Source organism: Flavobacterium laiguense, from assembly GCF_003097655.1.
Lineage (GTDB): Bacteria > Bacteroidota > Bacteroidia > Flavobacteriales > Flavobacteriaceae > Flavobacterium > Flavobacterium laiguense.
On record NZ_QCZH01000013.1, the window covers coordinates 63636 to 79274 of the forward strand.

11 protein-coding genes and 1 pseudogene are annotated in these 15639 nt (G+C 33.3%); 5 read left to right on the forward strand and 7 right to left on the reverse strand.

Annotation, left to right across the window (positions count from 1 at the left end; genetic code table 11):
* Positions 1-19 precede the first annotated feature (19 nt).
* From DB891_RS11685 to DB891_RS11700, 4 genes are all read right to left on the reverse strand, one after another.
* A complete protein-coding gene (locus DB891_RS11685) occupies positions 20-2497 on the reverse strand; it encodes a TonB-dependent receptor domain-containing protein (protein WP_223256095.1) in 2478 nt (825 codons plus the stop codon).
* 106 nt (positions 2498-2603) lie between these two features.
* Positions 2604-3719, reverse strand: coding sequence for an imelysin family protein (locus DB891_RS11690; protein WP_116763746.1), 1116 nt, complete (start codon positions 3717-3719; stop codon positions 2604-2606).
* Positions 3720-3883: 164 nt separating this feature from the next.
* Positions 3884-5113: a DUF4856 domain-containing protein gene (locus DB891_RS11695; protein WP_116763748.1), complete on the reverse strand. Its 1230-nt coding sequence runs from the start codon at positions 5111-5113 to the stop codon at positions 3884-3886.
* A gap of 161 nt (positions 5114-5274) precedes the next feature.
* Positions 5275-6237 (reverse strand): sterol desaturase family protein, encoded by a 963-nt coding sequence (locus DB891_RS11700; protein ID WP_116763750.1) that lies wholly within the window; start codon positions 6235-6237, stop codon positions 5275-5277.
* Positions 6238-6467: 230 nt separating this feature from the next.
* Here DB891_RS11700 and DB891_RS11705 point away from each other — a divergent pair, with 230 nt between their 5' ends.
* From DB891_RS11705 to DB891_RS11715, 3 genes and pseudogenes are all read left to right on the forward strand, one after another.
* Positions 6468-6746 carry an imelysin family protein gene (locus DB891_RS11705; protein WP_116763752.1) on the forward strand — a complete coding sequence of 93 codons (279 nt, stop codon included), beginning with the start codon at positions 6468-6470 and terminating at the stop codon, positions 6744-6746.
* 47 nt (positions 6747-6793) lie between these two features.
* A pseudogene (locus DB891_RS11710) lies at positions 6794-7557 on the forward strand (di-heme oxidoredictase family protein).
* A gap of 181 nt (positions 7558-7738) precedes the next feature.
* Positions 7739-8524 carry an alpha/beta fold hydrolase gene (locus tag DB891_RS11715; RefSeq protein ID WP_116763754.1) on the forward strand — a complete coding sequence of 262 codons (786 nt, stop codon included), beginning with the start codon at positions 7739-7741 and terminating at the stop codon, positions 8522-8524.
* 252 nt (positions 8525-8776) lie between these two features.
* Here DB891_RS11715 and DB891_RS11720 read toward each other — a convergent pair whose 3' ends face one another.
* The 3 genes from DB891_RS11720 to DB891_RS11730 form a co-directional block, all read right to left on the reverse strand.
* The gene (locus tag DB891_RS11720) at positions 8777-11320 is read right to left on the reverse strand and encodes a TonB-dependent receptor domain-containing protein (RefSeq protein ID WP_189337140.1); all 2544 of its coding nucleotides are present in this window, start codon (positions 11318-11320) and stop codon (positions 8777-8779) included.
* A 63-nt stretch (positions 11321-11383) separates the two neighbouring features.
* A complete protein-coding gene (locus tag DB891_RS11725; protein WP_116763758.1) occupies positions 11384-12295 on the reverse strand; it encodes a FecR family protein in 912 nt (303 codons plus the stop codon).
* 55 nt (positions 12296-12350) lie between these two features.
* Positions 12351-12863, reverse strand: coding sequence for an RNA polymerase sigma factor (locus DB891_RS11730; protein ID WP_116763760.1), 513 nt, complete (start codon positions 12861-12863; stop codon positions 12351-12353).
* A gap of 313 nt (positions 12864-13176) precedes the next feature.
* On the opposite strand from DB891_RS11730, the gene DB891_RS11740 reads away from it, so the two are divergent.
* Entirely contained in the window at positions 13177-14745 is a 1569-nt protein-coding gene (locus tag DB891_RS11740; RefSeq protein WP_116763764.1) for a 7TM domain-containing protein, read from the forward strand.
* 6 nt (positions 14746-14751) lie between these two features.
* Entirely contained in the window at positions 14752-15639 is an 888-nt protein-coding gene (locus DB891_RS11745; protein ID WP_116763766.1) for a sugar-transfer associated ATP-grasp domain-containing protein, read from the forward strand.

Below are 15639 nucleotides of genomic sequence, written 5' to 3' on the forward strand. Positions count from 1 at the left end.
TCTAATGTATCTAAGGTGTCTAAAAAACAAATTCCAAAGTAGTATAGAAAGTTCTTTGGTCAGACGGGATAATTCCGGGTCCAGGATAACCAGTAGCTCTTCGGGTAAAATAACTGTTGTTTGTAAAGTTGGTAATTCCAGCTTCCAGTTTAAATTTTTTCCAACGGTATGAGGTCGAAATATCGGCTACATAATAGGCAGGGATTTGACCAAATATCCCATAGGTATTGTCATTTACATCTGTTTTACTGTTGTTGGCATCTGTAAATTGTGAAGAAACATACGTGAATTGTAGACTTGTCATAAAGTTTTTATACCCAATACCCGTTCCTGATTTGATGTTGTAAAGTGGTACAAATTCTACTTTATTTCCTTCTATATTTGGAGCATCCGATTTTAAATATTCAGAATCCGTAAGAGCAACATTCGAGAAGACATTCCACACAAAGTCTTCTTTTTCTTCAAAAAAAGTTTTGCTTACACTCCAATCAAACATCGTTTCAAAACCATACGTTATTGCTGTTCCTATATTGGCGCGATAGCGAACAATAGCTGCGGAACCATTCGGGTTTTTAGTTTCGTATTCGCCTATTTTATCATTGTAGTATAAAGCGTATGCACTGGCATCAAAAGTTACTTTGTTGTTTATTTGTCCTCGAATTCCGACATCAGAGGTAAATCCTTTTTCGTCTGTAATATTGGGATCAATGACTTGACTTGGTGAAACGGTTCGGATATCATTGAAGGTTACCGAACGATAATTTTGTGATAGGTTACCGTAAAACTCGATTCGGTTTTGAGGTTTGTAACTCAATCCAATTCCTAATAAAACAATGTTCCTGTCTTTGATATTGTCTTCGTATATGGTTTCGTCCAGAATCACATTTCCAGCTAAATCTAAATTTATTTTGCGGTAGGAACCGATTGCTTGTGTTTTTATTTTTTCGAATCGAAATCCCGGTGTTACCGAAAAACGAGGTGTTAATTTGAAAATATTTTCTCCAAAAACGGCAAAATTCAAATTTGGAAAAGTATAATCGGATTGGTAGGGATAAAACGGAAATTCGGCATTGGCAAGATTGAAATTGGCATCACTTCCAGAACTTCCGGGGCCTTGGATTCCTGTGTTTCTAGATTGGTAATATTTGGCTCCAATCAAGAAAGCACTTGTGTTATCGTTGATTTTGTACTGTTTCAAATATCGTGCTTCGGTACCCCAATTGACAAAATCACCTAAAATTAAATCGCGTACTGTTCCTTCAATGTCTGGATTTGAAACTCGATTCGAGCGGAAGCCTACTGCCTTGCGACTCGCATCCAAACCAAATAATTGCAAGGAGAAATCGGCATTGTTATCAAATTTATGTTTGAAGCGTAACGCAAATAAATTCCAGTTTACGGCAAACCAATTTCGGGCTCTATTGCTTTGGGTTGGGTCTTCATTAAACATTTTGTCCGTTAGACCACCCGCTTGTTGTGCCAGATAATCGAAATAGGTATAATCAAAATGTAAGGATGTTTTTGGAGTAAACTGATAGTTTAAATTGGCGAAATAATTGTTACTTTTAAATTCAGAATTGGGCCTGAAACCATCTCCTTTCTTAAAATTATAAAAGGTATAATAACTGAATTTTCCGTTGGTTCCGCTCAATGAACTGAAATTGGTGTATAAATTATAAGAGCCAAGAGTGTTTCTGGTGACAAATTCTATTGGTTTTGTGCTTGGTGTTTTGGTTTTGAAATTGACCAATCCACCGAATTGTGTTCCGTATTGCAAGGAGGCTGCTCCACGCACCACTTGAATTTCCTCTAATGCTTCGGTTGGAGTAGCATAATAACTTTCGGGGTAACCCAAAACATCAGCACTGATGTCATACCCGTTTTGGCGTGTGTTGAAATTGGAAGTTCTATTGGGATTTAATCCACGACCACCAATGCTCAATTGTAAACCACCATCCGAACTTTCGTTTATGGTTAGCCCCACAACTTGTGCAAATATCTGACGGGCATTATTGGTGGCTTTATTGGCCGTTAATTTGTTAATGGAAATTACCTCTGTTTTTTTTCCGGCATAAATTGCCGTTTCGTCTATGTCTTTTAATTTATTGAGTGCGAATATTTTCTCTTTTTGTTTACGGATTACTACTTCTGAAAGGTTTGTCACTTTGTCTAAAATAATAATAACATTTTCATCAGATGTTGAAAGTGTTTTTTCTAAAATAGAAAAGCTTTCTTTGTAGAAAACAAGATCATAGCTTCCTGATTTTTCAAGTTCTAAAGAAAATTCTCCTTCCGAGTTTGAAAATGATTTTGTTCCAGATGTTTTATTGTATATTTCAACAGCAGGGACTGTTTTTCCATAATTGGATGTAATTATCCCGACTATTTTTGTTTGGGCAATGCTATTGGAAGATGCAAACAGTAAGACCGAATAGACGATTATTTTATATGATAAATTCCCAAATATTTTCTTTTGCATGCTTTTTGTGATTTTCATTTTGTTCGCTCTATTGTGTACTTGTGTTGTTTTGAATACTAAATATCCCAACTTTGAAATAGGTGTCAAAAGTTGGGATATTTTTATATGGGGTGTATGCTATTCATTAATCACCATCACCATCTACATAATCTATTGTGATTTTTAATGATTGCATCATATCAAGTTTTACGTTGATAACATTTTGCTGAAGCGCATCATAAGCAGCAATCATTTTTGAATTGTCGGCGTTTATTTGTTGTGAAAAACTGCCGGTTAAAGAGTTGTTTACAATGTTGATAGCGGCATACTGATTGTTTATGATGTCGCTTATTTTTTGATTGTTTTTGGTTGCATTCAAAAAGTCTAAGTAGGTTTTTAGTCCTTCTCCGGTTGTTGTTGTGTTAAAATGTTTTCCATTAAAAAAATCTTGACTTGCTTTTACAGCAGCATTCAATAACTCTTTTGAGACATCATTTTTATAAAACCCTTCTACTTTTTCTGGATATTTAACGCCACTTGAAAATACTCCCGCTGGAATTCCTATTTTACCGGTACGAATGTCTTTTTCTAGATTTTTGACAAAAAGATTTGTTGTTTTGTTTACGGAGCTGCTGACAGAAGTACCGTTATTTGCAATGTAACTATTTCTGTAACCAGAATTCCAGTCTGTTATTACAGCATCAGCATTTGTTTTTAGTCTACTTACAACGGCTGTTAAATACTGTTTGTAATTGCTTGCATTTGCATTCGTATCATAAAAAGAAACGATTGCAACGTCATTTGCACCCAAACCATTAATTAAATAATCCAATGCAGGAAAACCCTGTTTGTCAAATTGAGATAGCAAAGATAAATTGTAAACTCCGGTAGCAATATTCGATTCTATACCAGTTGTACTTGTAGGATAGGTGTTTGAAGCTGAATTTAGATAGATTTCCTCAGCTTTACCAAAATTATACATGGCTATGTATTGGTAGGCTTTGTAGGCTTCAAGCCAAGAAGCTCTAAGTGTTTGAAGATTTGCTTCTGTTGGGGTAGTTGTAAAAGTATTGCTATTTGTTACTACTATTTGAAGTTTTACCTTATAGTTTTCATAACTTGGAATAATGATGTTATCTGCCCAGTTGGTTAACAATGCGGTTCTGTTATAATTGTCCCCATCAGCATTGCTATTCTCCCCATTTGATGAACAAGCAGCTATAAAGGCTACAAAACTTATAATTAATAGTATTTTTTTCATGTGTAGTATCATTTATTATGTTAACCTAAAACTTTCAGAAGATACCACCCTATTTTAAATTCAAATTTACTTTTGCAATTATGGTGATTTCCTGCTTTTTAAAATTTGCACAAAAATACAAAAAGCAAGAGAAGTTTCCTTCTCTTGCTTTGTTTTTTATAGAATTAATTTACTGTTGAAGCTTGTGCTACAGTAAAACCAAATTTTGTTGCAATTTGGGCAGATATTGCGTCCAGTTTTGCTCCTAGAGTATCAATAGCCCATAATCCATTTGTTCCGCTTGTAAGTGATGATAACATGGTATCAACTTCTGTTTTAGAGAAATAAGGATTATTCGTTCCTTGTTTATTGGTGTATCGCAAGCACATAATAAAACCGTATGCTTCGGATAAAGCGTGAAATGCTTTTGCACCCTTATCAGTAGTTAATTTTCCTTTCCCTTCTTGAAGATAAAATACAGCTCTTACTGCGGGTACCAATGCTAATTTAGCTTTGATGATGTCGATTTGGGCATCACGTGTCGCATAATCGTTGGCAACAATTGCAGCTCTACCTTTACGGAAAGCCAATTCAATATCTGCTTTAAGGGTGTTAAAATCGGCATCAGCATTAACTTGATTGATATAACTACTCCAAAATTTATAAACAGCTGGTGTAACGGCTAGATTATCTGCTCCGTAGATGTAACCATACGCTTCATCCCAGTTATGCTCCATTGTGGTGTATGTCTTACCGGCTTCCAAAACTTTATTGGTATTATTGGCTTTGTTTGTCCCTTCGTCTAATTTATTTAAACTTAAATAAGTATTGGAAACTTGATCCAAATGGTTAGCTCCCATCATTCCTTTTAATAGAATTTGTTGTGGTTCTAATCCATTGGCTGCAAATAATCGTTTGCTGGTTCCATCTAGATAAACACCTGCAACACCTTCAGAAGCTAAGTTTCCTTGACTGGCAGCCTTAGCATTATCAAATTGCATTTCGAATAGTTCACGAACACTTACTTGCTCGGCAATTGAACCGCCACCTTGATATAATGAGAAATAATCTTTTGAAGCGGCTGTTTTGTCTTTTAATTGTTTTCCTGAAGTATTCAAGCCTGTACCTGTAAAACGGTTGTTGGTATTAATATACATTTCAGACAAAACGGCATCATCGGCCACCGTACCGTTTGTTGCAGCTGTTTTGAAATAGTTCCCCATTTCATCAAGCATTAGTAAACGACTGGTTTGTCCTGAATAATCTACAGTTGTCGCTGCATTTCTTTCAAAAGCATAGGTTGTTGGAACCGTGTAGTTGAAAGTTTCTTTGGATTCGTTATCGTCATTAGAGCAAGAAGTAATTGCTAAAAGAAGTATTGGTAAAGCGGAAAGAGATAATTTTCTAAAATTCATTTTTGATTAATTTAGATTGAATTAAAATAATTTTTGCAAATATAAGAACCTATTTTGAATTGTCAAATGTTATTTAGAATAAATAAACATAAATTTTTAACAAATTAATATTCAGTATTTTACATATGTTATGTTTCGGTAGAAGGGATTAAAATAACAATTTAGCGTAAAATTTTACTCGTAATTGCTTTATATATACTTACAAAAGGGAGAAATAGATTATTCGAAAACGATTCGTATTTTTTCTGAAGATCTTCCTCTTCACTAATTCCGAAATTTACTCTATCAACTTGTTTGGAACGTAATAAGGTTCCAAACATCCAATCCCAAAGAGCTAGTTTTGAACCCATATTGTGATCATAATGTTCTGGATGGTTGCTATGATGTATTTGGTGTTGGTAAGGACTCATGAAAACATATTCAATCCAATTGAAGTATTTTAGTTTAACGCTGGAATGACGTAAGTTGGCTCCCAAAAAAAGAAATAAAAAGGATAAAACGTTTATTCCTAAAAAAGTAATAGCACTAACTTGATGACCCGATAAGTAATCAAAAATACCCATTACAACTCCAAAAACTAGTGTTTCTTTTATGTTAACTAAGATAAGTTCTACCGGATGTATTCGATACTGAGTTACTGGATTGAGAGATGTAGCTGCATGATGTATTTTGTGAAATTCCCACAAAAACTCAAATCGGTGCATTACGTAATGGATGATGTAAGTAGTTAAATCTCCTAATAAGGTAATGGCTATGGTATAATACACTAAAGTTTCGGTTTTGCTTAGAGTAAAAGTTTCGTAACCAAATGTTCGAGCCAAATAATCATCGGTATGAAAAGCCAAATAAAAACCAAAAGTAAGATAGGGGCCAATAAGCAATACTTTGATAATGCTATTAAAAAACAACATCATGTAGTCAATTTTTGCCGATTTGCTTAACCAAGTTCTTTTATTTAAGATGTAATTAAAAAACGAGCCCTTTTGTTTGGTTTTATAATACACAAAATAAGCAATTGTAGCAGATGAAATGAAGTAAAGGTAATACAGACGGTTGTCTGCATCCGTAAAATTACTCAAAGTAACTTCAATCACTTCTTTTAATGTTTGGAAAACTTCGGTCATTGCACTTGTTTTTACAATTAGCTGCTAATTTTAAGTAATAGTGATTTATACAACTGTCATTTTTTAGCAAAAAAATATCTGTCATTATTTGTGACCAAACAAGCAGAATATTTTGCAAATATATAAATCAGTATTATATGTAGAACGGCTATTTAAAATAAATCTAAATAAATTTGATATTTTAACAAAACTTTTTATTTTTTCTTAAATTAATTCTAAATAAAAACAACATGAACAAATTGCTTTTAAGATTTTTCCTAATTATAACCGTTGCTTTTTTTGTCACTTCTTGCAATAATGAAGATGATAAGAATTCGAATGTTACCAAAAAACAAGTCATAGAAAATTATGCTAATATTGCTTACGAAAATTATAAAAAAGCTTACGATGATGTAGTAGTTTTAGAAACAGCCATCAATACTTTTACCACAACACCAACAGCTGCTAACTTTACAGCTGCTAAAACTGCTTGGAAAAATTCCGGAGAAAGTTACGGTATGGTCCATTAGCCAGTAATCTTAAAATTTTACAAATAGTTGCCAATCAGATGATAGGAATGGGATTATTAGAAGCTATTCCAGAAAGTACGTTACTTGGTTTTGCCGATGAAAACGATACCAATAAAGATGGCATTTCAGGGAAATTGAATTATGTTCACGATGTAGCATCCAATTCCAAAAAAATAGGACGTTTTGGTTGGAAAGCCAATCAGTCCAATGTCCGTCAGCAAGTTGCAGCGGCTTTTTTGGGAGATATGGGAATTATTACGAGTTTGTTTCCAAATGAAAATGCGCCTTTTGGCGTAGATCTTACCGCTATTGCAAATGGAGGGACTCCAGAGATATCGGACATAAATTTTGAGCGAGTAGTATTGTATTCTAGTACGCTAGCCGTTCCCGCAAGAAGAAATTATGCAAAGCAAAGTGTATTAAAAGGTAAAAAAACTTTTGAGACTATAGGTTGTGCCAGTTGTCACATCCCAAAAATAAAAACAGGAAGTAATCATTTTATTGCAGCTTTGAGAAATCAAACGATTCGTCCCTATACGGATTTATTACGGCATGATATGGGCGCAGATTTAGCAGACAATACCCCCGATTTAAAGCCACAGGAATAGAATGGAGAACACAGCCTTTGTGGGGAATTGGGTTAATTGAAACGGTCAATAATCATACTAATTTAATGCACGACGGTAGAGCCAAAAGCGTTACCGAAGCGATTTTATGGCATGGTGGAGAAGTTAAATCAGCTAAGGATAAATTCAAAAAATTGACTGCAACAGAACGAAGTGAGCTTTTAGAATTCATTAATTCACTTTAATAGTTTTTTTATTCGGGCCTTCGACAGGCTCAGGCACCGAATAAAAAAAGAGCTTCACTGTAAAGGAAGTTCACTGAACACTGTTTAAAATAAAAATTGAGTGATGTAATTTAGGGAGGGCTCTTTTTTCTTTAGATTGTATATTAGATATAAATGTATATTTTTACAGAAAAAAAACTAAGTGATTAATTATACAGTATATAAGAACGAGAACAGCGAGCAATGGGTCACATTTGTGCATGGCGCTGGAGGAAGTTCATCTATTTGGTTCAAGCAGATTAGAGATTTTCAGAAAACCTACAATGTTTTGTTATTGGATTTAAGAGGTCATGGTGAATCGCAAACCACATTGAAAACGGCTTTTAAACAAAAATACACCTTCTCTGCACTTGCAAATGACATTCTTGAAGTACTGGATCATCTTAAAATTCAAAAATCACATTTTGTTGGGATTTCATTGGGGACAATTCTCATTAGACAATTGGCCGAAATGTATCCAGACCGTGTGAAAAGTATGATAATGGGAGGGGCGATCTTGAAAATGAATTTCAGATCACAGGTTTTAATGCGTTTGGGGAATACCTTTAAGTACGTATTGCCTTATTTGGTATTGTACAAGTTCTTTGCTTTTGTGATTATGCCTAAAAAAAGTCACAAACAGTCGCGTTCCCTTTTTATAAATGAAGCCAAAAAATTATACCAAAAGGAATTTATCAAATGGTTTAAGTTAACGGCCGAGATCAATCCGGTTCTAAAATGGTTTCGCCAAGTTGAGTTAAACATTCCAACACTTTATGTAATGGGTGAAGAAGATTATATGTTTTTGCCTTCGGTTCGTAAAGTGGTGGAGAATCATTATAGATCGTCACAATTATTCGTTATCCAGAATTGTGGACATGTTGTTAATGTCGAACAACCCAATGCTTTTAATACTGCGGTTTTGTCTTTTATACATACTAACAAATAAAAAAATGCCTGCTCTAATAGATGCAGGCATTTTTATAACTAACCAAAACCAATGTAATAAATAACCAGTTTATTACCCCGCAAAGATCAGTATATTGTTCTTGTTTTGTTGTTAAGGAATTGTTATTACTTAATTTTTAAAAGTTAATATTTACAGTCTAATTTTAACATATTCATTTTTCTTAAGTTTATTATTTTTAACTGATTGATTTTTAACTAATTGCAATAAATGATAGGGAATTAGTGTTTTTTATTACCATTCTAAACGAAAGACTAAGTTTGCAGTAAAACCTAAGGATAGTTTATCTATTGTCTCAATATCAGGTTCTGAATCATAATTGATTTTATAACTTCTATTGATTGTGTTTTTATGATTTAAAATGTTTAAAAAAGACAAACCGATTCTTGAGCGCATCTTTTTTTCGGCAGAATAATAAAATCGATAACTAGCAGAGCAATCCAAGCGGTAATAATTAGGTAAAATACTCTCATTAATATTACCATATTCTATATCGTAGAGGGGGTCTGGATCATTGGGATTTGTAGATGTAATTCCGATGGCTTGTGTGTAGGGAATTCCACTGCGCCAAATAAAGCCTGTTGAAAATTCCAAATCATCCCATTTGTGGCTAGTAGACCATCTAAAATTATGTTTTGCATTAGTATTGGCACTAAAAGTCTCAGGTTGAATACTCTCGAACAAATAATCAGTTTGCGATAAAGTGTATCCTATACCGGTGTTGAAATTTTTATATTTTTTCTGTATTAAAACATCCATTCCCTGCGTTATTCCTGAGCCAAAATGATACCATATAGTTTCTGGATCTGTTGCCGTTAATGATTTTGGATTGAGTATTGATATGTTGTTGCTTTTTTTGTAATAAATATCCAAGTCAATATCCCAACCGCTATCAGAGAAAAGAATTCCGGTGCCAATTTGTTGAGAATCTACAATAGGAATATTTTCATTATCAGACAATACCCATATTTGATTACTCATTTCTAGATCATCTTCATTTAATTCTATAAATTGACTAATGGCTTGGCTTCTTATTTCACCAGAAAGTTTTGCTCTAAAGTAACTGTTCAGTTGTTTTTCTATATAGAGTCGGGGTTCAAAATTGAAATTGGTATTGAATGAATACCCACTAACTCTCATGCCAGCATTTATAAAGATGTTTTTTTCTTTGGTGTATTTGTATTCTGAAAATGCCGAATAGATCTGGGAATGGCTATTGTCGTTGATTTTATTGTTTCCGGAAGAATTTCCGTAAAATTGTTCTTCAAGATTATAGCCTACTTTATTTTGATTGAATTGTCCACCTATAATTAGGAATTGTTCCTCTTTTATGTTGTAATTAAATGTTAGATGTAAGCCTAGTTCAGTTACGTTGTTTTTTTTAGAAAGAAGTGTATTGTAACCATCGTCTTTTAAATCATGGATATATTCTGAACCATAATCTGTGAAATATATTTTGGTTTCTTGTTCTAAATTATTGCTCCATTTTTTTTGCCAACTTGCCCCTATGCTTTCATTTTTAGTTTTTAATTCATCTCTATTGGAAATCGTATCTTGTAAAATTTCAACATTATTTTTCAAATTGTTTTTTATGTTGAGGATATTAAAAGTGATTTTATTGCTTTCAGAAGGTTTCCAGATAGATTTTAGATGAAAATCAAAAAAATAGAATTTATTTAATAATTCGGTATATTCTTCGTCATATTCTTCATTAATTCCATTTTTAGAACTTAGAATACGTGTGTTTTGAAAAACTTTTTCCGAAAAACTTTTGTAGGTAAACGTTGGGACAACATCGGTAAAAGATCTTCTAGCCGAAACAATAACACCCAATTTGTCTTTTACAATGGGTAGGGCAATATATCCATCTGCATGAATCATATTAAAGCCAAGTCCTCCGTTGATTTTTTGGGGAATTTCGTTTTCAGTCTGAATATCGATTACTCCAGAAATACGGTTGCCATATTGTGCGCTTGCCCCATTTCTAAAAAGGGTTGTTTTTTTGATAATGTATGGATTGAAAGCGGATAGCATTCCATAAAAATGGTCGCTTAAATAAACATTCATCCCGTCCCACAAAATGAGGTTCTGATCGGATTTTCCGCCTCGAATGTTGAGTTCCGAGACGGATTCACTCGTACTCATCACTCCAGGAATCCACTGTATGCTCTCTAAAACATCGGGGTCGGTAAGTCCGGGTAATAAATTTAATTTGCTTTGCGTTATCAAAATAGAACCATTACTTTTCCTTGAGATTCCTTGGGTCAGATAGTTTTGAATGACAACCTCTTCTAAAATAGTGGTTGACAATTCCAACGCTATTTTTATACAATCGGTATTTGCCAAGGAGGTAGCGGTTGTTTTTTGTTCTATGTAGCTTCTGTGTTGAATATCAATTACTTCGTTGGGTGCTACATCTTCTATTCTAAAATAACCTTCGGTATTGGTGTAGACTACTTTTTTTGTTGTTTCTAATCGTATTGTTGCATCGGCTATGGCTTGGTTGGTGCCTTTGTCATAAAGATAGCCACAAATTGTAAGCGCGTTATTTTTTTGCTTGATAATAATATAACGATTGCTCACCAAATCAATTTCTAAAAGGGTTTGTTCTTCTAGTTTGTTGAGCAACTCTTTTAAGTCGCCATTTTTTATGTTTAATGTGATTTTTTTTCCATTAATAGCTTCATCTTTATACGAAAATCGCAAATCATATTTTTTTTCTAGATATTCAATAAACTCCTTAAAAGGGGTATTGTTGCTATTTATAGTGATATTCATTTCTTGGCAAAATGAAAGTTGTCCTATTAATAGAAAAATAAATAAAAAATATTTTTTTTGCATCTATTTGGGTTTTATAACAATGCTTTTTGGATTTTGAATCTCAAAAACTACGTCCATGGGTTCAAAAACGGTTTCAAGAGCCAAATGTAAATTGCTATGGGTAAAACTTCCTGAATACAATTGGGATACATTGACTTTGTTGTTTGTTATGACAATGCCATATTGATTCTCTAATGCTTCAATAACTAAGTATAACGGAACACTCTCAAAAGTACTTTCTCCTTGAGTCCAACGGGGTTTCGACTCAGTTATTGTTCTTTTTTCGATTGAATTCGATTGAATTCTAATCACTTCTCCTTTTGTTAGGATCACAGTTGTATTTTTATAAGGATGTGACACTTCGACTCTTCCTTCGTAACAACTCACTTCAAAGAATTGTTTTTTAGATAAAATATTGAATTGTGTCCCTTTTACAGAGACGATTCCTTCGGGGGTGTTGACAGTAAATTTGCTTCCTTTTTCTACCTTAAAAAATGCTTCTCCATCTAATGAAACGACCCTGTTTATTGACCAAGTTGCTGTGTTGAAAGCTAAATGTGATTTTGAATTCAGATTGACCGAAGAAACGTCTGGTAAATGTATAACAAGCTGTTCTCCAAAAGTAGTATTGTAGTTGGTTTTGCCCTCGAAAACAAAAAATATCCCTAAAGCAATTACAATTGAGGCTGCTATGGCTCCAATCCAAGTCTTATTTAAGGGAAAGACTTTTGGTTTGTGCGCGATTTTGGTTTGTATTTTCTTGAATACCTTTTCCTGTTCGAAATCAGGTACAGCTAAATTTTCCGTCTCTTCTAATATCTTAACATAAGAAAGGTATTCAGGTGTTTTTTTGAAAGCTTCGAGTTCTTTCTCTGTTAATGAACCTTCGGCCCATCGAGCCAAAAAGGTGTCGTCAAAATCTGAAATTTCCATATTTATTATTTATATACTATACAACAGTTCAAAACGGGTTATCCCTACTTGTATGTTAAATTTCTACTATCGTTTTTCTTAAAGTTAGGAGTGCCAAGTGCATTCTTTTTTCAATGGCTTTGACTGACAACTCCAATGTATCGGCAATTTCTTTGTAAGACATCTTGTCGATTCGGTTCATTAAAAAAACTTCCCTTTGTTTGTTGGGTAAATTGGCAATGGCATTTTGTAGTTTATCTGAATATTGTTTTTCCTCCAAGAGATATTCAGGACTTTCGTGTGTGTAACTTTTATGCGATTGTTTCTGATATATTAAAACGACTTTTTTATGCGCTACTTCGTTTAGGAAAGCGTTATTGGCTACCGTGTAAAGGAAACTTTTTGCTTTTTCTATAGTGACTTTCGAACAATTATTCCAAAGTTTTACAAAAGCTTCCTGAACCAAATCTTCCGATTGGTCTAAATCTCCTGATTTGTAATAGATGAAATTCCGCAATGATTTTGAATAGCTTTTGAAGATAGCCTCAAACTGCTTCGATTCACAAACGGATGGATTTTTCTCAGACATATTGAAATATAATTAGCAAAGATATTAAATATAGCCCTAAAGGCGTAATCATAAATTTTTAAAGTAACTAAGTCTTAAATAATATTGATTTTATTATTTGCCAGTTGATGAAAGCTAAAAGACTTATGAAACCTGTTAGGATAAAGACTTTCGAGACTATGACATTCCAACTTTCGATTCTATGGAATATTGTAAAACCATTTGATTTTTTTTTAATAATGAAAATAAAAGTAGGGTGTTTTGCTACATACCGGTTTTATAATAAACAACATCATAGAAAAATGAAATTTATAATAATAGTAATAAAAGAAAAATGAAAAATATAGGGTTTAAAATAGCGGCATGCTTACTTTTCATTATTCCGTTGGTATCAATGTCTTTTAAAGTAAAGCCAATGATGGAAGCTTACAAAAAGTTTAATCCTGAAAGGACATTCGAGGTTTTCTATGAATTTGATTTAAATTCAAGTAAAGAAAAATCTTTTGTAAAAGCTTATTTACCACAATCAAATGTGCATCAAAATGTTTTTAATGTTAATGATCATTCAAATGGTATTGATTATCACGAAGAAATAATAGACAAAAATAAAAGAGGTATTTGGGAGACAAACAAAGGACCAGGTTTTTATAAAATCAGGTATAAGTTTAGTTGTGAAACAAGAGCCATTGAATATAAAATTGACCCCAAATTGTCAAAATATATTGCTTTTTCAAAAAAAGACACTCTTTTCTTAAAGGAAGAAGAATACATTCAGGTGAATCATCCTAAAATAGATTCCTTAGCTTTTTTATTGACAAAAGAAGAAAAATCACTGAACGGAGCATTAGATAAAATATACCAATATGTGTATAAAATACCAGCTATTCATACGAGTAAACTAACCGATGCGCTGACCACATTAGAAGAAAACAAAGCATCCTGCAACGGAAAAGCACGTTTGTTTGTGGCTTTATGTCGAAATATTAACATTCCAGCCAGATTAAAAGGAGGCTTGATTTTAGAAAACAGTAAGAAAAGAACATCCCATTTGTGGGCTGAAGTTTTAGTTGAAAATACTTGGGTTCCATTTGATGCACTCAACGGCTATTATGCTAGAATACCTGCTAATTATTTGGAATTATATGAAGGTGATTTGTTCTTATTGGCACATTCTTCTAAAATTGCTTTTGACTATAAGTACAATATCAAAGAAGAAAACACCTCTTTATTTGTAAATGAAACCTTCAAAAAGGCATTGAGAAATAATCCGATTACTTTATTTAAATTAAATGATTTGGATGAATACAATCAGCGCGTTATTCACTTATTGTTGCTGTTTCCATTGGGCGGTTTGTTGGTCGCTATTTTTAATAATGTAGTGGGTTTTAAAACCTTCGGTGTCTTTTTGCCCGTGCTTATAGCGTTATCTTTTCTAGACACGGGTTACTGGGTTGGCTTGTTCATGTTTGTTGTGGTAATGCTTGTTGTGAGTTTAATTTCTTTATTGTTAGACAAATGGAGCTTGCTTTATATCCCTAAAATGGCTGTCATTTTAAGTGCATTGTTATTAGTGGTGGTGTTATTTATGTTAATGGGCATTCAATATAACATCCCATATTTAACTAAGGTTTCAATGTTTCCTTTTGTAATTATTGCTGTTGTTACCGAAAGGTTTTCAACCTCTTTAGCAGAAAAAGGATTTTCAGGCTCTTTAAAAACTTTGGGACATACATTAATTGTTACCACTGTTTGTTATCTGGTATTTGTTTCCAGTATTTGGAAAGCAATTGCCATTTTATTTCCAGAAACGATTTTGCTTATAATGTTAATCTCTTTACTACTAGGAAAGTGGATAGGGATGAGATTGACGGAATACAAACGATTTAACCTTATTTTAAAATAAAACACTATGGGATGGTTATTTGATAATGAAAAAAACACCGGCACTATTCCCGTTATGGGTATGAATGAGCGCAATTTAAGGATGATATATGCAAACAATCCTAGAGAACACTATGCCTTAGCTGATGATAAAGTATTGTGTAAAAACATTTTAGAAAAAAACAAGGTGCCATGTGCCAAAACGTATTGTGTTATAGAAAATATAGGAGATATAGTATCAGGATGGGAATCTGTGCAACAGTATACCAAATTAGCTATAAAACCAGCAAATGGAAGTGGAGGAGGTGGTATAAAAATTCTTCGTAAAAATGAGTTAGGAAAATGGATGGGTAGTGGAAAGTTGATTTCCGATGACGATATTTATTTTCACTTGGCTACAATTATTTTTGGGGTGTTTTCTTTAGGATCAACAGACAGAGTATTAATTGAAGAATGTATAGAGCCCCATTCTTTTTTTAGCGAAATATATCCTCAAGGAGTTCCTGATTTCAGGGTTATTATGTTACACAAACAGCCTGTTATGGCCATGCTAAGAGTGCCTACTGATAAATCTGATGGAAAAGCAAACCTTCATCAAGGAGGGTTGGGTATTGGGATTGATATTAAAAAAGGACTTTTGATGCAAGCCTTTGATGGAAAAAACTACCACGATTTACATCCAGATAATGGGAATGCCATTAATGGAAAAAAAATTGAGTATTGGAATGAAATCATCGAAATTTCAAGGCAAACCGCCAGTCTTTTTCCACTTAATTATTTAGGAATAGACATTGTTCTTGACCATAAAAAAGGACCTATGATTATGGAAATAAATGTCCGACCAGGTCTTGCAATCCAACTGGCAAATAAAAAAGGGCTAAAACAGGTATTAGAAGAAAAACAACTCAATTATTAA